The 23271-nt window shown below is 47.5% G+C and carries 13 protein-coding genes; 9 read left to right on the forward strand and 4 right to left on the reverse strand.

What is annotated here, in order from left to right:
• Positions 1-210: 210 nt before the first annotated feature.
• The gene (locus KSW37_RS08805; protein ID WP_217314183.1) at positions 211-2343 is read left to right on the forward strand and encodes a cation:proton antiporter; all 2133 of its coding nucleotides are present in this window, start codon (positions 211-213) and stop codon (positions 2341-2343) included.
• A 131-nt stretch (positions 2344-2474) separates the two neighbouring features.
• On the opposite strand, the gene ftsZ is transcribed toward KSW37_RS08805, so the two are convergent.
• Positions 2475-3866 carry a cell division protein FtsZ gene (ftsZ, locus tag KSW37_RS08810; RefSeq protein WP_217314182.1) on the reverse strand — a complete coding sequence of 464 codons (1392 nt, stop codon included), beginning with the start codon at positions 3864-3866 and terminating at the stop codon, positions 2475-2477.
• 140 nt (positions 3867-4006) lie between these two features.
• On the opposite strand from ftsZ, the gene KSW37_RS08815 reads away from it, so the two are divergent.
• On the forward strand, positions 4007-4606 hold the full coding sequence (locus tag KSW37_RS08815; RefSeq protein WP_217314181.1) for a hypothetical protein: 600 nt from the start codon (positions 4007-4009) through the stop codon (positions 4604-4606).
• Positions 4607-5228: 622 nt separating this feature from the next.
• Here the strand turns inward: KSW37_RS08815 and KSW37_RS08820 are convergent.
• Both KSW37_RS08820 and KSW37_RS08825 read right to left on the reverse strand, forming a co-directional pair.
• The gene (locus KSW37_RS08820; RefSeq protein WP_217314180.1) at positions 5229-7685 is read right to left on the reverse strand and encodes a glycoside hydrolase family 2 TIM barrel-domain containing protein; all 2457 of its coding nucleotides are present in this window, start codon (positions 7683-7685) and stop codon (positions 5229-5231) included.
• 110 nt (positions 7686-7795) lie between these two features.
• Positions 7796-10807 carry a DUF4450 domain-containing protein gene (locus tag KSW37_RS08825; protein WP_217314179.1) on the reverse strand — a complete coding sequence of 1004 codons (3012 nt, stop codon included), beginning with the start codon at positions 10805-10807 and terminating at the stop codon, positions 7796-7798.
• A 799-nt stretch (positions 10808-11606) separates the two neighbouring features.
• Here KSW37_RS08825 and KSW37_RS08830 point away from each other — a divergent pair.
• The 4 genes from KSW37_RS08830 to KSW37_RS08845 all read left to right on the forward strand — a co-directional run bounded on the left by KSW37_RS08830 (position 11607) and on the right by KSW37_RS08845 (position 16641).
• A complete protein-coding gene (locus KSW37_RS08830) occupies positions 11607-12482 on the forward strand; it encodes an AraC family transcriptional regulator (protein WP_217314178.1) in 876 nt (291 codons plus the stop codon).
• 106 nt (positions 12483-12588) lie between these two features.
• The gene (gene rhaB, locus KSW37_RS08835; RefSeq protein WP_217314177.1) at positions 12589-14088 is read left to right on the forward strand and encodes a rhamnulokinase; all 1500 of its coding nucleotides are present in this window, start codon (positions 12589-12591) and stop codon (positions 14086-14088) included.
• Positions 14089-14255: 167 nt separating this feature from the next.
• Complete coding sequence (locus tag KSW37_RS08840; RefSeq protein WP_217314176.1) at positions 14256-15509, forward strand: L-rhamnose isomerase; 1254 nt, start codon at positions 14256-14258, stop codon at positions 15507-15509.
• 100 nt (positions 15510-15609) lie between these two features.
• Entirely contained in the window at positions 15610-16641 is a 1032-nt protein-coding gene (locus tag KSW37_RS08845; protein ID WP_217314175.1) for an L-rhamnose/proton symporter RhaT, read from the forward strand.
• 128 nt (positions 16642-16769) lie between these two features.
• Here KSW37_RS08845 and rhaD read toward each other — a convergent pair whose 3' ends face one another.
• A complete protein-coding gene (gene rhaD, locus KSW37_RS08850; RefSeq protein ID WP_118152199.1) occupies positions 16770-17579 on the reverse strand; it encodes a rhamnulose-1-phosphate aldolase in 810 nt (269 codons plus the stop codon).
• Positions 17580-17959: 380 nt separating this feature from the next.
• On the opposite strand from rhaD, the gene KSW37_RS08855 reads away from it, so the two are divergent.
• From KSW37_RS08855 to KSW37_RS08865, 3 genes are all read left to right on the forward strand, one after another.
• Positions 17960-20536 carry a glycosyl hydrolase gene (locus tag KSW37_RS08855; RefSeq protein ID WP_217314194.1) on the forward strand — a complete coding sequence of 859 codons (2577 nt, stop codon included), beginning with the start codon at positions 17960-17962 and terminating at the stop codon, positions 20534-20536.
• A gap of 27 nt (positions 20537-20563) precedes the next feature.
• Positions 20564-21691, forward strand: a complete 1128-nt coding sequence (locus KSW37_RS08860; RefSeq protein WP_217314174.1) for a glycoside hydrolase family 88/105 protein — start codon at positions 20564-20566, stop codon at positions 21689-21691.
• 88 nt (positions 21692-21779) lie between these two features.
• Positions 21780-23171, forward strand: a complete 1392-nt coding sequence (locus KSW37_RS08865) for a rhamnogalacturonidase (RefSeq protein WP_217314173.1) — start codon at positions 21780-21782, stop codon at positions 23169-23171.
• Positions 23172-23271 lie beyond the last annotated feature (100 nt).

Below are 23271 nucleotides of genomic sequence, written 5' to 3' on the forward strand. Positions count from 1 at the left end.
TCGTTCTCATCGGTTGTGATGCCAATAGGCATCGGTGCACCCGTTTTCGGGTTCACAAATTGCAAAAATATCACCATGATTGTAGGATAAGGGCAGAAAAACTTTGTGCTTTCAAGATTTATTCGTACTTTTGCAGTCAAAAACAGAAAGGGAGGGATGAATGCTGATGCAGAAATCCCTCTTTAAGTATAACAAAAAAGGAGAAAGCCTATGTTCCATATCGCTCAATACTTCCCTATCACAGACCCTACGTTGATATTCTTCGTAGTGCTCCTCATCATCCTCTTTGCCCCTATCATCATGGGTAAACTCCGTATCCCGCACATCATCGGTATGGTGCTGGCAGGTGTGCTCATAGGCAAATACGGACTGAATATCCTGGAGCGCGACTCTTCGTTTGAGCTCTTCGGAAAGGTGGGACTCTATTACATCATGTTCCTCGCTGCCCTGGAGATGGATATGGAAGGCATGAAAAAGAACAAGTCGCGACTGCTTATCTATGGCCTGCTCACCTGTTTTATACCGTTCTTCCTCACCTATGGCATGAGCATCTGGCTGCTCCACTACTCTGCCAAGGCTTCCTTCCTGCTGAGCTGCATCATGGCATCCAATACGCTGATTGCCTATCCTATCGTTTCGAGATACGGACTGCAACAGAAACCGAGCGTTACGCTGAGTGTGGGGTCGAGCATGATTTCGCTGCTCATAGCCCTGATAATGCTTGCCGGACTGGTAGCATCGTTCAGCAAGCATGACGGCGTACTGTTCTGGGTATTCTTCACCCTCAAGTTTGCCGCCTATTGTGGCGTGATGATCATGCTGATTCCCCGACTTACAAGATGGTTCTTGCGAAGATACAGCGATGCGGTGATGCAATTTATCTTCGTACTTTCAATGCTCTTTATGAGTGCGGCACTTTCGCAGATAGTGGGCATCGAAGGCGTTTTCGGTGCTTTCTTCGCCGGTCTGATATTAAACAGATATATTCCGCATGTTTCGCCACTGATGAACCGCCTCGAGTTTATCGGCAATGCCCTCTTCATTCCTTATTTCCTGATAGGTGTGGGCATGCTAATCAATATCAATCTGCTGTTTCAGGGCAGTCATATTCTATGGGTCGTGTTCTGCATCGCCTTCTTCGGAACCCTGGGCAAAGCCATCGCAGCCTATATCGCCTGTCTGGGTTTCCGGTTGCCACTTTCTTCGGGTCACATGATGTTCGGACTCACTTCGGCTCATGCTGCCGGAAGTATCGCCATGGTGATGGTGGGTATGCATCTGCTCGTAGCACCGGGCACTTACCTCGTCAACGATGATATGCTCAATGGTGTGGTTATGATGATTCTGATTACCTGCATCATCTCATCCATCCTTACCGACCGGTCTTCGCAGAAGATTATCCTGAGAGACAAGGAGCTGCCTGATGCGGAAGACGACAAGAAGGTGAGCGATGAGAAGATTCTGGTTCCGGTGAAATATCCTGAATATGCCGACAACCTGATGAGTCTGGCGTTTCTGGTGAGAAACCAGAAACTGAACAGGGGACTCATCTGCCTGAATGTGGTATATGAAGACAAGGATATGCGATACAACCAGGAACAGGGAAGACGGCTTCTGGAACATTGCAGTCAGCTGGCTGCTGCCACCGATGTGATGACGCAGACCCAGGTTCGTATTGCAGCCAACATCGCCAACGGCATCAAGCATGCCTTCAACGAGTTCCAATGTTCTGAGATTATCATCGGAATGCACATGCATCCTGAGGTTTCGCCGAAGTTCTGGGGAGAATTCCACCAGAGTCTCTTCAACGGATTGAGCCGACAGATCATCATGGCACGCATCAGACAGCCGTTGAATACATTGAGAAGAATACAGGTAGCCGTACCTTCGAGAGCAGAGTTTGAGCCGGGTTTCTACCGCTGGTTGGAACGCCTAGCCCGACTTGCCGGCAATCTCGACTGCCGCATCCAGTTTCATGGCAGAGAAGAGAGTCTGGCGCTCATCAATGAATATATCAAGAACCGGCATTCGGAAGTGCGTGCCGATTATACCCAGATGATTCACTGGAACGAGTTGCCACAGCTGGCTTCGCAGATATCTCCAGACCACCTGTTCGTGGTAGTAACCGCCCGTAAGGGAACCGTATCTTACAAGACAGCACTGGAGCATTTGCCGGAAGAAATCACGAAATACTTCTCAGGTACCAACCTGATGATTATCTTCCCCGACCAGCATGGTGATTCCTACGGCGACCAGCTTACCTTCGCTGAGCCTCAGCATCAGGAAGAGATCAGTGCTTACGAATCATTCCTGCAATGGTTTAAGAAGAAGTTCAGAAAATAAAGAGAAAACAAAGGATACTACTAAAAAAGGTCGCCAAAATGCTGGCGACCTTTTTTAGTATTTATTTCGTATTCAAAACGATTCGGATTAATCAAATCAAGACAGAAGAACAACGACTATTGGGAAATCAACTACTTGTAGTTTTCGTCATCGTAGGTGATGATGTCCAGATCTTCTGCTATTTTCTTCAGCCCATTTTTAATTCTTCCGCCTAATGTCCATGCCTTTGGCTTATTGACAGGCGGTTCAGCAAGAACTTCTCTTGAGTTTTCTGCTGTAGGAGGATTGTCTTCCACCCAAACCTTAGCAGGCTCTTCTCCAGACTCATTTCCTGACTCTTCTTCTTGATGGGCAATAGTAGCTTCCTTCTCGGTAGCATCATGATTGATGTTATCTATAGATTCTGCTTCTTGCTTTTGCCCAGTTTTATTTGCTAGCATCTGGAAGTTGTCTCTGATAGGATGATAGAGCTTGTCGATGATTCTCTGATAGTCTTCCTCATCCTTCGATACAGAAGAACTTTCAGGAATATCCTCGGCCAACTCATTGTTCAGACCAGTTGCCAGAATAGTGACTTTGGCATCCTCATCCAGACTGTCATCATCAGAAAGGCCCCAAATCACCTTGATGTCTGGGTTCAGTTCATCAAAGAAGGCATCAATTTCTCTCATCTCCCTCACAAAGATAGGGTGCTTGCTGGAAGTGTAGATATTGAAAAGGATGCGCTGGGCATTACTGATATCGCTGCCATAGAGCAGAGGAGAGTCTAACGCATTCTTGATGGCACTCTGAACCCTTCCTTCACCACTGGCTCTACCCATGGCCATGATAGCACCACCACCGCTCTTGATGGTAGTCTCGATGTCACGGAAGTCAAGATTGATGGTTCCCTCCACGGTGATGAGTTCCGAGATACTCTTGGTGGCATCGCTCAGTACCTTGTCTGCCAGTTTGAAGGCATCCTTTACGGTAATTTCGGAGTCGGCATAAACATCGCAGAGACGCTCGTTGTTGACGATAAGCAAGGCATCCACGTTCTTGCGCATTTCTTCTACACCCTGCAGAGCCTTGACAATTTTCTTTCGCTTCTCGAAGTAGAAAGGTATGGTGATGATACCAACGGTAAGGATGCCCATCCCTTTGGCAATACCGGCAATGACAGGTGCGGCACCCGTACCCGTTCCACCACCCATTCCGGCTGTAACAAAAACCATCTTAGTTCCGTCGTCCAGCAGTTTCTTGATGTCTTCCTGGGTATTCTGAGCCTCACTTCTTCCCACTTCGGGATTTGCCCCTGCACCCAAACCACTCTTTCCGAGCATGATCTTTACCGGCACAGGCGACTTGGATAGTGATTGACTATCCGTATTGCAGACGGCAAAACTCACATTTACTATACCCTCTGCATACATATTCTTAACGGCATTGCATCCGCCACCACCCACACCAATCACCTTGATGATGTTCTTGGTAGTGTCTTCTGTCTGCCCGAAATCTATAGGAGTCCAATCTTCTTTCATCATTTCTATATTTCAATTTGGGCACAAAGATACATATAAAGAATCAGATTCCCGATAAAAAATCAAACGCAAGCCTTGCAAAAGAAGATTTTTTCTTGATGAGAAACGATTTTTCTCATTCTTTTTGTACTTTTGCAACCAGTATGCAAGAAGAAACAAGAAATATGACCCCAGAGGAGAAAGCCGCTCAGGTAAAGACGCTTTCCACCCAGCTTTTAGCAGAAGGTAGAACCGATCTTTTGTTAAAAGCCATCAGTGTGCCCATATTGGAACAGCTCCGTATCGAGGCAGCAAGGGCAACCCTCAGTCCTCTGGTCATCACGGAAGATTACCGTTTCTTGCTCCCTGACTACGGAAACAGGGAAGTACAGCTCAGTCCCATCCACAAGGCCCTCTATCTGCTCTTTCTGAATCACCCGGAAGGAATAGAGTTCAAGAACCTGGTGGATCATCGTGAGGAACTGTTTGCCCTCTACCGAAAAATCGGCAACAGAATCGATCCCGATAAAATCACAGAAACAGTGAATCGCCTGACGAACCCTCTTGATAATGCCATCAACGAGAAGTGTTCGCGCATCAAGGCAGCTTTCTCTGACCTGATGGACGAATACCAGGCCGACTATTATATCATCAATAGCCATATAAAGCGCCACCAAGGCTCTTCCATGAAGCTCTGGTTCGAGAGGTTGAAAATCATCAATCTCCCAAGGGAACTTGTCATCTACAGAGTAGATGATTTTTAGCCAGAATTATTCATAAGTCAAGTTTTGCGAGTGGTTCAAGTACGGGCAGAAGCTCCTGGCCTAGGAGTTTCTGCCTTTTCAGGGCGAGTGGAACTTTACATGCGAAAATTCAATAATGAGTCCACTTTAAAAAGTAGTTTTGGGTTCTTTATCCTACAAAACGCCATTTGATTATCAGATGGTTACATTTGAAGAAATTATCAAAAATGACTTTTTAAAGTGGACTCAGTAATAATCCATCGAATTTCGACGAAAAGCAATACATTTCCGTCGAAACTTAAGCCAATCCGTCGAAACTATATCAGTTACGTAGTATTTCGACGGATATAGCGATAAAAAAAACAGTGCCCCAAAACTAAGTCGAAGCATAATTATTTTAACGGTAACTACAGAAACAACTACGGAAACACCCTCTGTAACTACGGAAACTTCTGCCAATACTACGGAAACTATTTATAGCGAAATTATAGCGAATTCGTCACGATTATAGCGGAATATCATTTTGAACCCGTCAAAAAATGACGAGTTTTATAGGGAAAACAACTAATTATAGCGGATGATATCGAAAAGTGTGTCATGATGCTAAAAAGGTCGCCAGCATTCTGGCGACCTTTTTTCATATTTATTTCGTATTCAAAACCAACTTCTTAGCTTTCATTTTTTCTCCCTCTACCGAGAGTTCTATCTTTCCCGGCTTATCACCTACTCGCAATATCACGAGGGCAGAACCCTGGAAGAGATTGCGCTGAATGGTCTTCTCCAACTGGGTCTTTCCGATATGAAGTTCATCAGATGTGATGTTTCCATTATCCACCGCCACGATATTCGCATCGCCCTTCACCTGGAAGGTCAACTTATCGAAAGCCTTGGCATCCTTCACGTTCAGCACTCTTCTACCCTTCTTGTCCACGGCATAGACACGAACGTGCATCAGATCCTTACCGTCAGCATGCCAGTTTTCAGCATCAGGCAACAACTTCAAGGCAACAGCCTCGCCCGTAGTCACTATCTGATGACGAGCCACCACCTTGCCGTTTTTCTTAGCTACAGCCACAAGTGTGCCTGGAGCATAGGCGATGTTGTCCCACTTGATTCGGGCACGGAGCTTAGGGTCGTTGCTGTTCTTCTTCACTCCCAGACTCTTACCGTTCAGGAAGAGTTCCACCTCATCTGCATTGGTATAAGTGTAGAGCGAAACCTTCTCGCCTGCCTCACGGTTCCAGTTTTCAGAAAGCTTTCCGGCAGAAACATTGATGCCATTCCACTGGATGTTACCACCCGACTTTTCGATGATTCCGATATGCACGACAGGTTCTTCAGAGAACATACTCTTCACGAAATAAGCATCCGGCTTTGGCTGGAGAGAAAGATCGAACACACCCTGGTTCCATCCTTTTACAGGCCATCCCATACTCTCACCGAGATAATCGATGGCTCCCCAATAGGCCAATCCGAGTACCTTATCGCGGTCCATCTCATAGAAATTTGGTCCCATAGCTGCCACGCTCGCCTCACTCTGATAGAAGGTCTTTTCAGGATAACGCTTCATATCACCAGGGAAGTACATATAGCGGTAGTTGTAAGAATTCACTTCTGTTGCCACAGCCAGGTCGGCAGGAATCGAATCAGTCTCCAGGTTGCGATAACGGGGATGCATCGCCACGGTGGTGAGTCGGGTATCGTCATAACGGTGCAGCAATTCCTTTTGGAGTTTATAAGCCGTCACGCCCCAATCATTAAAAGGCAGGTTGCTGTATTGCTGCAATTCATTTCCCAGACTCCAGAGGATGACTGACGGATGATTTCTGTCTCGCTTCACCCACTCCGGAATATCCTTCTGCCAGAGGCTCTCCCATTCCACTCTGCCTCCGGCATACTGGGTGAGCCACTTATCATAAAGTTCATCCACCACCAAGATGCCATACTTATCGCAGAGTTTCAGAAAGTCCTCACTATAGGGATTATGAGAGGTGCGGATATGGTTCATTCCGAATTCTTTCATCAGTTTCAGTCGCTTCTCGATGGCACGCGGATAAGCAGCAGCACCCAAGGCACCGAGGGTATGATGGTTGGCATACCCCTTCAGCAAGACCTTCTTGCCATTCACGAGCAAGCCCTTCTCCGGATTCATTTCGATGGTACGAATACCGAACGGCTCCCTGATTTGGTCGGCAATATTCCCCTCATTGTCATAAAGCGTCACTTCGGCAGTATATAAATAAGGTGAATCCGGCGACCACAACTTAGCATCTTCCAAAGAGATAGAAGGCAATTCATACTCCCGGTCTCTCCATTTGGCATTGAAGTGGAGGTCGCTCTTCTGCTGAGCCACCACCTTGCCTTCTGCATTCAGGATCTTGACTTCCACCGGAATCTGCGGCTTTTTCGTCTTCTGCAGATTCAGGATATTCGTCCGAATCTTGATCTCTTTATTGTTTACTGTACGGATAAAGAGCGGATGACGCGGGAAGTAAAGATTCTTGTCTGTAACGATGAGGTTGACATCACGGAAGAGACCGCCACCCGTATACCAACGGGAATTATTAGGCTTGCCGGTATCCGCCTTTACAATAATTTCATTCACCTGCCCCCACTTCAGAAGTTTGCTCAGGTCGATGTCAAAACCCAGGTAGCCATAATCGGTACCACCGACACGCTGCCCATTAAGATAGACATCGCCCACCAGCATGATACCCTGGAAGTCGAGCACGATGCGCTTTCCCTTCCATTCAGCCTTGGGAGTAAGCTCATAGCGATACCAGCCGATGCCCATCTCCTTAAAGCCACGTGGACTCAATCGGCTGCGTACATTGCTGCCCGCATCGCTGTTATCAGGCCGTTCGCTGGCATCCGGAGCCACCCAATTCTGTCCTATCAGAAAATCGTGTGGCAGATTCACCACATCATCTCCGCCCTGGGTTGATTTCAACTCAGAGATATTCTTCACATCTCCGCGATGGAACTGCCATCCGCAGTTGATGCTGATGGTATCGCGCACCGCTGCAGCAGCCGGTAAGGTTCCCATCAACGAAAACCCACCCAGCAGCAACGAGGCGAAAAGTATTGTCTTCTTTTTCATTTCTAATTTATTTTTTAAATTACCGTCTGGCTTGGTCACATCCTGGTTTACGGATGGGCAGATTGAGCTGCTTCAGGCCTATCTATTGTTCATCTATTACCCATTCACGCCTATTTCTGCAGGGTGATACCCATTAATCCTACTACCACTTCATTACTGAGCGTTCTCAAAGTCAGGCGTCGCAGTTTCTTCTTTCCGTCTAACGGCATATCGAGCAAGATTGCCGCTCCACCATCAATCTCAGCCACAGCTTTCTTGAATCCAGGCACATCAGCCATATTTCTGTTAACTTCCAAATGAAGATCACGGAAGAGATGACGGCTCACCTTTCCCGATGCCAATCCTATGCGATAAGGACGAAGTTGCGGCTGAGGGAAGGCCGTGGCATTCTCCAGGAAATCCTGCTCTATCGGGCACCAGTTAACCGGTGGAGTCAGCATCAGTTCTTCACTGGTTCCATCAGCATATTCAACTCTTACCACTGCATTTTCTATAGCATACTGCATCGGATTGGTAGAACCCGCCAACAGGAGATAGACATGAGAAGCCTTGCCTCTCAACATGACGGAGATGCTGTCAGGATAGTTGTCCCAGAGAGAAGTATAGGCGATATTCTTTCCTTCTTTCGGAGAACGGAACGGCAAATTTCCATCTATTTTCGCCATAAACACCCCATCCCTGATAAGGCTTCGGAACTTTGTATCATCGATGTTTGCCGTTTTCTTGGTAGAACACCAGTCACCGATGCCTTGGGTTGGAACACAGAGTGTGGTGTATGGTGAACGAGGCGAAAGATACAGGTTCTTGAAGATGTCGCTCACGTTTGCATTAAACGCCTTATCCATGTTCACCTCTCGGCACTCCTTCGGGTTTACTTCGGCAAAGTCATTGCCCACGCCCTTGGTAGAAGCCCAGGCATCCACAGCTTGCTCAGCAATGCTTTCTGCCAATGGATATTTTCCAACCTTCTCCTTTTCATCTTTCTTCGGCGTAATGGTAGGCATCTCGATATGCTGCACCTTATCTGTAGAGAAAGCAGTATCCTTATACTTGCCGCCTCCCAGGTTCTGGCGAATCACTAGTTTCAAAGGTCGCTTGAAGTTCTGGATAACATCGAACACATCCTTCCCGTTCACCCGCTTAAACGAATAATCGAGATAAGGAGTATGCACCGAAGCACTATCCCAGGCAGCAGGAAAGCCCGGACGGAGGATACACTCACCCTCCAGAGCATTCGGCGTTATACCATACAGACCTTGGATAAGGGCACGCGAAGAAATGCCGGTAACATCAGCAAAATCACGATAGCCTTCACCTGTGGCAACATCCATCTTCGATAACTGTCCGAAGTTGGCAGGACTGCTGCCAAGATACATGAAGTCGAGAATATTTGCCTTCAGCAACTGATAAGCCTCTTCCGTTCTGCCCGCCTGATAGTAAGCCAGAACGGTATGCATCACTTCAGCCATCGCCACATTGTTGATACTCCATTCGTAAGGAGCCCAGTCTGAAGTGCTCAGGGTCTGATATTCCACATTATTATATATATAAGGGATGTGCGGAATATGCCGGTCAACATATCTGGTAGCCCAAAAGTTCTGTTCCGGCGTTCCCGCCCCACAGTCTATCGGGGTATAGATGCTCCAAAGAGCCGCATCGCGATGCACCCGCTTCAATCCCATGAAATCCTGATATTCTGCCCAATGTCCGGCATCCTTCAGCCATAATCTTTCGTTCATGGCTTTCAGAATTCTATCAGCTTCCTCCTGATAAGGCCCCGGATTCTCACCGATGATTCCGGCGATGCGAGCTGCCAGAAGATTAGCCCGATAGTTATAGGCGGAAGAATGGGTCACGGCACCGCTGTTGTATTGCAGGGCATCACTTGCCCAGATACAGCAATAAGCATCATAAAGGCCATCATTGTCGGGATCCCAAGCCTGCTTTTCCCAAGCTAGATGACTCTTGATGACAGGCCACATCTTGCGCATATAAGCCGTATCTGCATCAAACTGGAAATGCCAAAGCAATTCATCTATATAAACCAGGTTCATGTCGTAATGATGAAACTGGTTGTTCTTCTCCGGATTTCTGCAGATATAGCCGTTACTATACATAGGAGTACCCCATTTATAGGTACCGCGCGCCAGGTTGTTCTTCTCGTCCATGAGATGCGGTTCGGTAACCGGCACATCGGTTACCTGACTTTTGGCGTATGCATCAAAATGGATACGCTGTCTATCCTGCATGCCGAGGAAATCGCCCATATAGGCACCTCGCCAGCCGGGCAAAGACATGCGCCAGCCCACAGCTCCATGCTGCCAAACCTTCCCGTCCCAGGCACCATCGGCAGCCATGACCAGAGCGCCACCTATCGGATTGATATAGGCATCGGGGGTATGGAAGACGACAGATGAAGCAAGTTTGTTACGCCATTGCTCTGCTGCATCATACCGGGACTGCATCTTCGCATTTTCTGCAGTAGAAAGCTGGTTTTCTCCATCTACCGAGAAATAAAAGATGGAACCGGGAGAAAGCCTGGATACAGACCCGAGAACTGACGTTTCTGATGTGGCAGGTTCAAAGGTTCCAGGTTTCAGGAAACTTCCGATGTCACCCGAACGGACTGGTTTAGGAACAGCGGTCTGGCTCAAGACTGCCTCTACCTTCAGTTTTCTGTTATCGAATCCACGAACAGTAAAACGCCAGACAGCTCCTTCTGTATCAGGAAAAGCCAGGACGGAAATATCGAGTTCACCCTTTCCCCATCGCCTGTCTTTCAGGAGATAGTTACGGCGTCCTGCCTCATAACTCGCCTTGCAGTATTCAGCCTCATCGAGCCACATCATCTGTTCCCCATTCGAAATCCGAAAACGGATATTGCCCGTCTGGTTCTTCTTGTAGGTGGCAAAGACAGGGCGGTCGCTGGTTTCTAACCGCCATTCAGCCGTACTGCCATAGAGAGCACGGGTATAACGGCTGCTGCCATTCACACAGACGAAGGCATTACCTTCGGGCATATAATGAGCAGTGCGCTGTAAGATATCTCGCGCTCCCATCGTGAGAGTACAAGATAACGCCAGCGCACTGAGCATTCCTATTTTAGAAATCTTATTGTTCATAACGTTTTCAAGCTTTTGTTTTTATATTTATAAACTCGAAAACGGGCATTTTATTTTATCACGACTCCGGTTTTTCTTATTTCAAATATTTTGCCAATGGACTCTTCATCTTCTTCAACCCCTTAGCCACACACCTTGCATTGTGCCGGGCTATAAAGACCCCTATTTTGCATCCAAAGCAAGCCCTTAAAAAATGTAAACGCCCATTTGGATTCTTAAAATATGTTTAAGAAAAACAGGAAACCACCCTTCACACCCTTCACCTTTAATAAATTGATTTACAGATTGTTAAATAAAAAGGTGAAGGGTGAAGGTTTGAAAACTCTATTTATATATGTACGCGTGGGTAAAGGGAAAAAGGGTAAAATCAAAAAAGTACCCTAGGGCCAAAAATCGAAAAAGCCCTAAAAAGAATATAATATAAAGATTTAAAATATACCCTTCACCCTTCACCTCGTCACCCCAACACAGCTTCCAAGTCTTCTTTATCGAAGATATTTTCTTATCCTTCGGAGATATTCTGCTATCTTTCGGAGATATTCTGCTATCTTTCGGAGTAAATTTCTTATCTTTCGGAGATATTCTTTAGAAAGATTCCATGGATTTTTCCGCACTTTATTTCCCGAATCCACGCAAATCGCACAAATCGCATAGGTAGGAAACGGAAATGTTGTATCTTTGCAACGTCAATCAAAAGTAACGCTGAAATGCTGGATTCCTGAAAAAAACGACATAAAAATTTGGAAGTTAGAATTATTCAGCGTAATTTTGCAGATGAAAATCATAAAACAGAAACAATATGCAAACAAGTAAATACCTATTAGCAACAGAAAGAGATGCCGAATGGGGACTCACCATCAGCACCGTGGGACGAGAAGAAATCGCCCCAGGAGAAGCCTATCCAACAAAAGGACATGCTGACGGATATTACTTCGATCTTCAGAAGGGAAGAATACTCGACGAATACCAACTGCTTTACCAGCCAGAAGGTGAAGGAGTGTTCAGTTCTGCCCATCTTCCAGAAACAAAGATCAAGGCTGGAGATATCTTCCTACTCTTTCCCGGTGAATGGCATAGCTATCATCCATCAGGCACCAAGGGATGGAAAAGCTATTGGATCGGCTTCAAGGGCAAGAACATCGACGACCGCGTGAAGGCAGGTTTTCTTTCTCCTGAAAGGCCAATCTACCATGTAGGTTACAGTAACGAGATTATCGCTCTCTACGAAGAGGCTTACAAAACCGCACAGGAAGAGGCTGCTTTTGCACAGCAGACTATGGCGGGTATCGTAAACCATCTGATAGGCAAAATGTATTCTCTGGAAAGAAATATCGTATTGAGCAAGGATGCCAAGCATGTTGACATGATTAATAAAGCCCGTTTGCGTATCCGCGAAACGCTGGAAGATACGCTCACCATCCAGGAGATTGCGCAGGAACTGGGCATCAGCTACTCTTCTTTCCGTAAACTCTTCAAGGAGCATACCGGATTCGCTCCCGCCCTCTATCAGCAGAATCTGAAACTGCAGAGAGCCAAAGAACTGCTATCTACCACCGACGAGAGCATCAAGGGAATTGCCTACCGCCTCAATTTCGAATCACCTGACTACTTCTCGGCAAAATTCAAGAATCAGACCGGTATGAAACCATCAGATTTCAGAAATATGACGAGATAGTCAAAAAATAAGGCTCTAAAATCAATTTCTCTTGTTCCATATCCTTTTTTTGGTCTACCTTTGCAAACGTGAACAAATAACAGCAACTTAAAGACACATTTTCATAATGGAACAAAAGAAATACTTTTTCGCCGTAGATTTAGGCGCTACTAGCGGAAGAACCATCGTAGGAAGCTTGTCAGATGGCAAGTTTGACTTAGAGGAGCTGACCCGCTTCGACAACAACCTTATCGAAACAGGCGGTCACTTCTATTGGGATATCTACGCACTCTACTTTGAGATTATCAAAGGTTTGAAACTCGTAGCGCAGCGTGGCATCCACATCCAGAGCATCGGTATTGACACCTGGGGATGCGACTTTGTATATGTAGACAAAAACGGAGATATCCTCCGCAACCCGATGGCTTACCGCGACCCTCATACCGTGGGCATGATGGAGAAATACTTTGACGAGAAAATCAGCAAGGAGAAGGTTTACGAAAAGACCGGCATCCAGTTTATGAACTTCAACTCATTGTTCCAGATGTATGCCATGCGCAAGGCAGGCAACGTGGCTTTGGAGAACGCTGACAAGATTCTCTTCATCCCTGATGCCCTGAGCTATATGCTCACCGGCAACGCCATCTGCGAATATACCGTAGCATCAACTTCTCAGATTCTGAATCCGGTGACAGGCGATCTGGACAATGAATTAATAGAGAGTCTCGGATTGAAGAGAGAGCAGTTTGGCAAGATGACCCATCCGGCTACCATTATCGGCACACTGACCGAAGAGATACAGAAGATAACAGGACTGAATGCCGTTCCTGTCATCGCCGTAGCAGGACACGATACCGCCAGCGCCGTAGCTGCCGTACCAGCCAAAAACGAGGAGTTTGCCTATCTGAGTTCCGGTACCTGGAGTCTGATGGGTATCGAGACCAAGAATGCCATTATCAACGAGAAGAGCTACAAGCTCAACTTCACTAACGAGGGCGGCATTGAGGGCACTACCCGATTTCTGAAGAACATCTGCGGCATGTGGATTTACGAGCGTTGCCGCAAGGAATGGAAAGACGAAGCTGCTGCCAACCAGAAGGATATGACTTGCCTGGGCCATGCAGAACTGATAGCTGAAGCCATGAAGCAGCCTGCCTTCCAAAGCATCATCAATCCGGACGATGCATGCTTTGCCAACCCATCGAGCATGGTAGAAGCCATCAAGCAGTATTGCGAAAAGACCGGTCAGCGCGTTCCTCAGAGCTATGGCGAATTCTGCCGCTGCATCTTCGAGAGCCTCGCGCTCCGTTATCGTCAGATTTTCACCTGGCTGAAGGATTTTGCCGACTTCGACCTCAACGTGCTCCACATCATCGGTGGCGGTTCACTCAACCAATATCTCAACCAGTTTACAGCCAACAGTTGTGGTGTAACCGTATTGGCAGGTCCTCAGGAAGGCACCGCCATCGGCAACATCATGCTCCAAGCGAAGGCTTCTGGTTTGGTTAAGGATATCTGGGAGATGCGTCAGATCATCGCCAACTCGCTGGAGCTCAAGAAATTCGAGCCACAAGACAAAGAGGCATGGGATGCGGCTTACGAAAAGTATTTAAAGGTAAAAGGGTAAAAAGGTAAAAGGGTAAAAAGGGAAAAGGGAAAAGAGGTAAAAAGAACCTTGCCCCGGTCGTCCCCGTTCCCAGCGATTCCATCGCTGGTCCCCTGCCTTAATCTTAAATGAAAAAAGGCAAAAGCTTAAAAAAAACAAACAATAACAAACAAAATACATAAAAAACAATGAAAGCAGATTTGATTTTAAAGAATTATGAGATTGCTAAGGAGCGCTATGCTGCTCTGGGTGTAGATACAGACAAGGCTATTGAGACTTTGGAGAAGACTCCAATCTCTCTGCACTGCTGGCAGGCTGACGATGTGGTTGGCTTCGAGCGCGGCGAGGCTGCTTCTGGTGGTATCCAGAGCACAGGTAACTATCCTGGCAAGGCTCGCAACATCGATGAACTCCGTCAGGATATCGAGAAAGTAAACTCTCTCCTGGCTGGTACTTTCCGCCTCAACCTCCACGAAATTTACGGTGAGTTCGGTGGCAAGCAGATTGACCGCAACGAGGTAACCGTAGATCAGTTTACAGGTTGGATGCAGTGGGCTAAGGAGCAGAACATGAAGCTCGACTTCAACTCTACTTCTTTCTCTCACCCATTGAGCGGAAGTCTCACATTGTCAAATCCTGACCCAGCTATCCGCGAGTTCTGGATTGAGCACACCAAGCGTTGCCGCCGTATTGCAGACGCTATGGGTAAGTTCCAGAACGACCCATGTATCATGAACATCTGGGTACATGATGGTTCCAAGGACATCACCGTAGAGAAGGGTCGCTATCGCGAGATCTTGAAAAACTCTCTTGATGAGATTCTGGCAGAGGAGTTGCCTAACATGAAGTCTTGCCTGGAGGCTAAGCTCTTCGGTATCGGCTTGGAGGCATATACCGTAGGTTCTCACGACTTCTACGCTGGCTACTGCGCTAAGAACAACGTGATGTACACTCTCGATACAGGTCACTATGAGCCAACAGAGAACGTATCAGATGCTGTTTCTGCACTCCTGCTCTTCGTTCCAGAGTTGATGCTCCACGTATCTCGCCCAATGCACTGGGATTCAGACCACGTAACCCTCTTCGACGACAATACCCGCAACCTCTTCTCAGAGTTGGTTCGTGCCAACGCACTCGACCGTGCTCACATCGGTCTCGACTACTTCGACGGTTCTATCAACCGCATCGGTGCTTACATCATCGGTGTACGTGCAGCCCAGAAGTCATTGTTGCAGGCATTCCTTGAGCCACTGGATACCCTCCGCAAGTACGAGGACGAGGGCAAGCTCTTCCAGCGTCTAGCTCTCTTGGAGGAAGAGAAGACATTGCCATTCGGTGCTGTATACGATTACTTCAACCTGAAGAACAACATCCCTGTTGGCGAAGAGTACATCGCTGACATAGAGAAGTACGAAGCGGAAGTACTTGCTAACCGCAAGTAAGTGAAGAACGAAGGGTGAAGAACGAAGAATTCAATTGTCTTATGGCTAAAAAAGCATTTGAATTCTTCACTCTTCATTCTTCTCTCTAATACATATTATTATGGAAATATTAATAGGACTTTTAATCATAGCCATCGGCGCATTCTGCCAGTCCAGCTGCTACGTTCCTATCAACAAGATAAAAGATTGGAGTTGGGAATCATACTGGGTAGTTCAGGGTGTGTTCGCATGGCTTATTTTGCCTTTCTTAGGCGCAATGCTCGCTGTACCAAGCGGCCATTCCTTCTTTGAATTATTCGACGGTTATGGCTTCAACGTAGCGATGACCATGCTCTTCGGTGTACTCTGGGGCGTAGGCGGACTGACCTTCGGTCTTTCCATGCGTTACCTGGGTGTAGCATTGGGACAGAGCATCGCCCTGGGAACTTGTGCAGGTCTAGGCACCATCATGGGACCTGTATTGCTCAACATCTTCTTTCCTGAAATGAACGCCCTTTCATCGCTCACCTTCAGCGTGATACTCGGCGTAGTGGTTACCCTGCTCGGTATCGCTATCATCGGAGTAGCTGGCAGTATGAAGGCTTCATCACTCTCAGAAGAAGAGAAGAAGGCAGCAGTAAAGGACTTCAACTTCCCTAAGGGTCTTGCCATCGCCTTGCTGGCTGGTTTCATGAGCGGATGTTTCAACGTTGGCCTTGCCTTCGGTTCCGACATCCATTTCGGTACATTCACTCCCGATATGTACAAGACTTTGCCTGCCACCTTCCTGGTTACCCTGGGCGGTTTCATCACCAACGCCATCTACTGTTTCTATCAGAACACCAAGAATCATACCTGGAGCGATTACAAGAACCAGGAGGTTTGGAGCAATAACATTCTCTATTGTGCCTTGGCAGGTGCCTTGTGGTACAGTCAGTTCTTCGGACTGTCACTGGGCAAAGGGTTCCTTACCGAATCTCCTACCCTCATGACGCTTTCGTTCTGCATTCTGATGGCGCTCAACGTAGTATTCTCTAATGTATGGGGCATCATCCTAAAGGAATGGAAGGGCTGCTCAAAGAAGACCATCGCCGTATTAATCGTCGGCATCATCGTCTTGATCATCTCAAGTTTCTTGCCACAACTTATATAACAAAAAAGAGGACCCCGAGTATTTCACAATGCTCGGGGTCTTTTCACTAAACTTAATTATCTAAACCAAAAATTCTTATAGAAAACAATCTTTAAAACTAATAACTTATATTTTATCTATAAATCTATTTATCTTGGTAAATTGAAAGCCTTGGTCATCTCTGCCATTTCCTCCTGGCTCATACCATCAGGCTCAAATCCCATACACTTGGAATCAATGTAGATTTTGGCGCTCTTAGAGAGTACGTCAATCTGGTCGAAGGCATCCATCACATCCAAGCCCTTGGCAAAGACGCCATGCTTCTCCCACATCACTACATCATAATCCTCCAACTCCTTCAAGGTCTCCTCAGCAAGTTTCAAACTGCCTGGCAACTGATAAGGAACAATACCCAAGCCGAGTGGACAGAACGCCTTGGTTTCTGGAATCATACTCCAAAGCAGATTGCTCAACACATCCTTGCCCATGAACTTCTTGTTGTGGCTCATTGCGATAAGCTCGATAGGATGAGTATGAACGGTAGCCTTGTAGTTAGAACCCTTCTCGATGAGACGGGCATGAACGCTCAAGTGGCTTGGCAACTCAGATGTTGGCATTACAGGATTATCAGCGATGATAACATAGCTGGCGCAATCGTCCAGGATGCGGATGATAGAACCATTCTCCATAGGCCAGCGAGCCAAGTCGCGCATGCGCTTGCCTGTTCCCTTGCAGAAGAAATAGCAGCCCTTCAATGCAGGCAATGCTGTACCAATCTGCTTTACTTCGCTGATAGCAGGCAGAGCCTTGATTTCGTCATCTACCAAGTCGGTGATGTTCACGGTGATGTTACCACCATTACGCTCAGCCCAACCATTCTGCCAGAGATAACCGGCAACTTCAGCAATCTTCTCGACCTCCTTTTTCAAGGCAGGACGACCTTCTAAAACACTATTCATATTAATCTTGTTATTAGCTTGTTTAAAATTTCTGCTGCAAAAGTAATCATTTCCGCCCATATCCACCCTATTCTTTTGATATTTGGGCTATAGCATTTGGCATAATCCTCAAATTCCAGAAAAATGCAGAAGGCGGTTCCTTGCATCACGCAAGAAAACCGCCCTTTTTCATTCTACAGTCAATAGAGAATGCATACTCTATTGATGAGATGAGATTTATGCTCTTTTTTATGTACTTCCTTGACTTTTTGGCAAAACACCTAGCATATTTGTACGATTTTACATTTTTAAGAATCATAATACAGCTATTATTGGGTATTTTTCGCTATCTTTGCAAACGAAGAATAAACAATTAAGAGCAAATTAATAAACCCAATATGATGAACAATAAAAGAAATCATAAATTCATAGGATTATCCTTTGCTTTGGCATTGTTGTCGTCACTCAACTGCCAGGCTCAGTTCCTCCCTACCCCTACGCAGAAAGCCAAACCGGGCGTAAGATGGTGGTGGATGGGATCTGCCGTGGATCAAGAGAATCTGAAGTGGAACCTTGGCGAATACGCCAAGGCGGGCATCGGTGCCGTGGAAATCACACCGCTCTATGGTGTGCAGGGTAACGACAAGAATGATATCCCTTATCTCTCGCCAAAATGGATGGACATGCTCAAGTTCGTGGAAAAGGAAAACAAACAGGTGGGCATCGAAACCGATATGGCAACCGGTACAGGATGGCCTTTCGGAGGTCCTTGGGTGCCTATCAGCGAAGCGGCATGCAAGGCGGTATTCGTAGATACCATCGTGGATGTGAAGCAGAAACTGATGGAGATAGAATTCAACGTGCCGAAGAAAGAGCGTGATTTCGCCAAGCTGAAACTCATCAAGGCTTTCCCTGTGGAAGGAGAAAAATATAAGAAACGAGTCATCGCCCTCTATGAGAGCCGTACCCGACAGAAGGTGAAGCGTGCCGCTCCGGGAGGAGAAGGATACGTTATCGACCACTTTGACTCTACAGCTGTGGCCAATTATCTGCAGCACATCGACAGCGCCTTCGTAGCATCGAAGACTCCATATCCGCATACCTTCTTCAATGACAGCTACGAGGTGTATGGCGCCAACTGGACTCCTAACCTCCTGACAGAATTCGAGAAATATCACGGATATAAACTGCAGGATAAATTCCCGGAGTTCCTCGATGGCGATGCTGTGGTGGTAAGCGATTACCGTGAAACCCTAGGCGACATGTTGCTCCATAACTTCACGGAGCAGTGGACCAAATGGGCAAACAAGCGTGGTGCCATCACCCGAAACCAGGCACACGGTTCACCAGCCAACCTCATCGACTGCTATGCAGCCGTTGACATTCCGGAAATTGAAGGCTTCGGACTGACCGATTTCGGCATCAAGGGACTGCGCAAGGATCCGGGCAAGACCCGTCCTAACTTCAGCGACCTCAGTATGCTGAAATATGCCCCATCGGCTGCGCACATCACCGGAAAGAAATATACATCCAGCGAAACCTTCACCTGGCTCACCGAGCACTTCCGCACATCCCTGAGCCAGATGAAACCGGATATGGACCTGATGTTCTGCGCCGGCGTAAACCACATGTTCTTCCATGGCACCGCTTATTCGCCTAAAAACGATACATGGCCAGGCTGGAAATTCTATGCTTCAGTAGATATGAGTCCTACCAACAGCATCTGGCGCGATGCTCCGGAACTGATGAAGTACATCACCAACTGCCAAACCTATCTGCAGTGGGGACAGCCAGACAATGATTTCCTGGTTTATCTGCCTGTAAGAGATATGTGGCGCAAGGATACCAAGAACTGGCTAATGCAATTCGACATACACAGCATGGCGAAGAAAGCGCCAGAGTTTATCAAGGTAATTCTCGACATCGACAAGGCAGGATTCGACTGCGACTACATCAGCGACAAGTATCTCCGCACGTGTACCTTTAAGAATGGAATGGTAGAGACTGCTACCGGAACCCGATACAAGGGTATCATCATCCCTGGCAACAACATCATGCCAAGCGACGTGATTGAGCACATCTCTGCTCTCAAGGCACAAGGCGCCAAGATTATCAAAGGCGACAACATCAAGGCAATGGAACAGGCGGCAAAACCGGAACTGATGAGAAAGGACCTGGGCTTGAAGATGATTCGCCGTGCCAACAGCATCGGCCATCATTACTTCATTGCTAATCTCACCAGCAAGGACATCGCTTCTAGCGTGGCTTTGGCCGTAAACGAGAAGCATGGCATCTGGTACAACCCTATGACAGGCAAATACCACGAGGCAACCATCGGCGACAAGGGTATCCAGCTGAACCTGAAGAGTGGCGAGAGCCGCATCCTCATCACATCGAATAAACCCGTGGGTGAGTGGAAACTCGGTTCTAAGGTGAAGGTAGGCGGCAAGGAAGCCATCGCTGCAGCGGATAGCAAGACCATCGACCTGACAGAGAATGCCTGGAAACTGTCATTCACCGAAGATGCTCCTAAGGTGGGCGAAACCTTCAACCTGAAGGGCGTAAAGTCTTGGGAAGGCCTCAGTGAAAAGGCGAAGGTGATGATGGGAACAGGTGTCTATGAAACTACCATCAAGTTGTCGAAGGATGATGCCAAGAAGCAGTGGACCATCGACCTGGGTGATGTTCGCGAGAGTGCCCGTGTCTATATCAATAATAAATATGTAGGTTGCGCCTGGGCTGTACCATATATCCTCAACTGCAAGGATGCGCTCAACAAGGGCAAGAACACCATCCGTATCGAGGTAACCAACCTGCCAGCCAACCGCATCGCAGAAATGGACCGTCAGGGGGTAAAGTGGCGCAAGATGAAGGAAATCAACGTGGTGGATATCAACTACAAGAAGACCACCTACGAGAACTGGACTCCTGTGCCAAGCGGACTTAACAGTACCGTGAAACTCGTGGAAATCAAGTAAATAATCATAATATTAATAACAAGACAAATGAAGAAACTGATCTTATCATCGCTCTGCATGCTCATGGGCTTGACCTCAATGTCTGCCCAGACCGCATTGCAAAATGAAATTCTGGAGGTAGCCCATCGCACCAACAACTATTTCATGACAAAGTACAGTGACCCAACCATCGACACTTTCGTGAAGAAAAAACGTACCAGCAACCTTTGGACCCGTGCCGTATATTACGAGGGATTGATGGCGCTTTACGAGATTGACCCTCAGCAGCGCTATCTCGACTACACAGACAAGTGGGCAGATTATCACAAGTGGACAGCACGTGGAAGTGTGAACAATACCGATGCCGACAACCAGTGCTGCCAGCAGACCTACATGGACCGCTACGTTCAGACCGGCGGCAAGAAGGACTTGAGCAAGGTGAAGGAGAACCTCGACCATCAGATGAGCACCAACCGAGTAAACTACTGGACTTGGATTGACGCTATCCAGATGGCGATGCCAGCCTACGCCAAGTATGCCAAGATTACCGGCGAACGCAAGTATCTGGATTATGCGATGAATTCCTATAAATGGAGCCGTGATACCCTGGCTAATGGACTCTTTAACAAAAAAGAAGGACTTTGGTGGAGAGATAAGAACTACGTGCCACCTTACAAGGAGAAGGATGGCAGCAACTGCTACTGGAGCCGTGGCAACGGCTGGGTGTATGCAGCCCTGGTCCGCGTGATGGAGACTTTGCCAAAGACCGACAAGTACTATCAGTATCTGAAGAAGGATTTCATCTCTATGAGTCAGGCTATTCTGAAATGCCAGCGCAAGGATGGCTACTGGAACGTAAGCCTCGTCTGTCCTGCCAACTATGGCGGTCCTGAGATGACCGGTACAGGTCTCTTCCTCTATGGTATGGCATGGGGTGTTCAGCAGGGCATTCTTCCTAGAGCCACCTATCAGAAGGCGATGGACAAGGCATGGAAGGCTCTTGCCGCATCCGTTCACGAGGATGGTTTCATCGGCTATAACCAGGGCACCGGAAAGGAGCCATCAGCTGGCCAGCCTGTCACCTTCACCTCCGTCCCTGATTTCGAGGACTACGGCACAGGTTGCCTCCTGCTTGGTGCTGCAGAGTATTACAAGCTTTTAAAAGTAAAAAAGTAAAAAGGAACCTCCCCCTTCCGCCACCGTTCCCAGCGATTCCATCGCTGGTCCCCAAGTCTAAGTTTTAAAGGTAAAAAAAGAACAAATCATGAAGAAATATATCTGGCTGATGGCTTGCCTAGTGGCGTTTTCGCCACTAAGCGCCAACGCCGCAAAGAAACAGAAGAAAGCAAAGAAGGCACAAACCGAACTTTGGCCTGATGGCACAAAGATGGATGCCTGGTTCAGCAACGCCCAGAAGGTGAACGTGGATACCCTGGGCAAGAAATACATTCTCACCGACTATGGCGTGAAAACGGATAGCACCCTGATTCAGACCAAGGCCATCCAGGCTGTTATCGACCGTGCTGCCCAAGATGGCGGTGGCGTTATCGTGGTGCCTGCCGGAACCTATCAGAGCGGTGCCCTCTTCTTCCGTCCAAAGACTCATCTCTATGTTTCTGAAGGCGGAAAACTGAAAGGTAGCGATCGCATCGCCAACTTCCCTGTGGTAGAAACCCGCATCGAAGGCGAGACCTGCAAATACTTCTCGGCATTCATCAATGCCGACAAATGTGATGGCTTTACCATCGCCGGGCCGGGTACCATCGATGGTAATGGCTATCACTACTGGGAGGAGTTCTGGATTCGTCGCACCTGGAACCGTGAATGCACCAACAAGGATGCACAGCGTCCCCGTCTCGTCTATATCAGCAACTCAAGCAACGTAACCTTGCAGGATGTACATATCCAGAACAGTCCGTTCTGGACCAACCACATCTACCGTTGCGACCATGTCCGCTTCCTGGGCTGCACCATCTTCGCCCCTACCAGTGGCATGCGGGCACCAAGTAGCGATGCTATCGACATCGATGTATGTCACGATGTGCTGGTGGATGGCTGCTACATGAGCGTAAACGATGATGCCATCGCCATCAAGGGCGGTAAGGGCACCTGGGCAGACCAGGCACCAGAGAATGGTCCTGTATATAACGTGCTCATCCAAAACTGTAACTACGGAAGAGTGCACGGCTGCTTAACCCTCGGCAGCGAAAGCGTGAAAGACCGCAACATCGTATTACGCAACACCAAGGTGGGCAATGCACAGCGCGTGCTTTGGTTGAAGATGCGCCCTGATACTCCTCAGCATTACGAATACGTAACGGTGGATAACATCCAGGGCACCACAGGCAGCTTCCTCGTCATCCGCCCATGGAAGCAGTTCTTCAAGCCAGGCGATCGCAAGGACATGCCGCTGAGCCAGTGCAACAACATCACGATGAAGAATATCCAGATGGATTGCGACAACTTCTTCGATGTGGGCAAGAGCGAGAAATACCGTCTGGTAGATTTCACCTTCGAGAACATCAACTGTACCGATAAGAAGATGGCTTTTGATGCCAACCTTATCGAGAACACCATAGCCAAGAAGGTGAATATCACCCCTAGAGAAAAAAGCAACGGATTGAAGACCACCGGTGATGCCGATGGGTTGAAATAGCACCTACATTTTATAGAAAGTAATACAAAATTGAGTACTGAAACGAGCTTTATTTGCAAGAATAAGGCTCGTTTTGTTTTTTTATATCCCTCCTTATTTC

The organism is Segatella copri, from assembly GCF_019127135.1.
In the GTDB taxonomy this organism is placed as follows: Bacteria; Bacteroidota; Bacteroidia; order Bacteroidales; family Bacteroidaceae; genus Prevotella.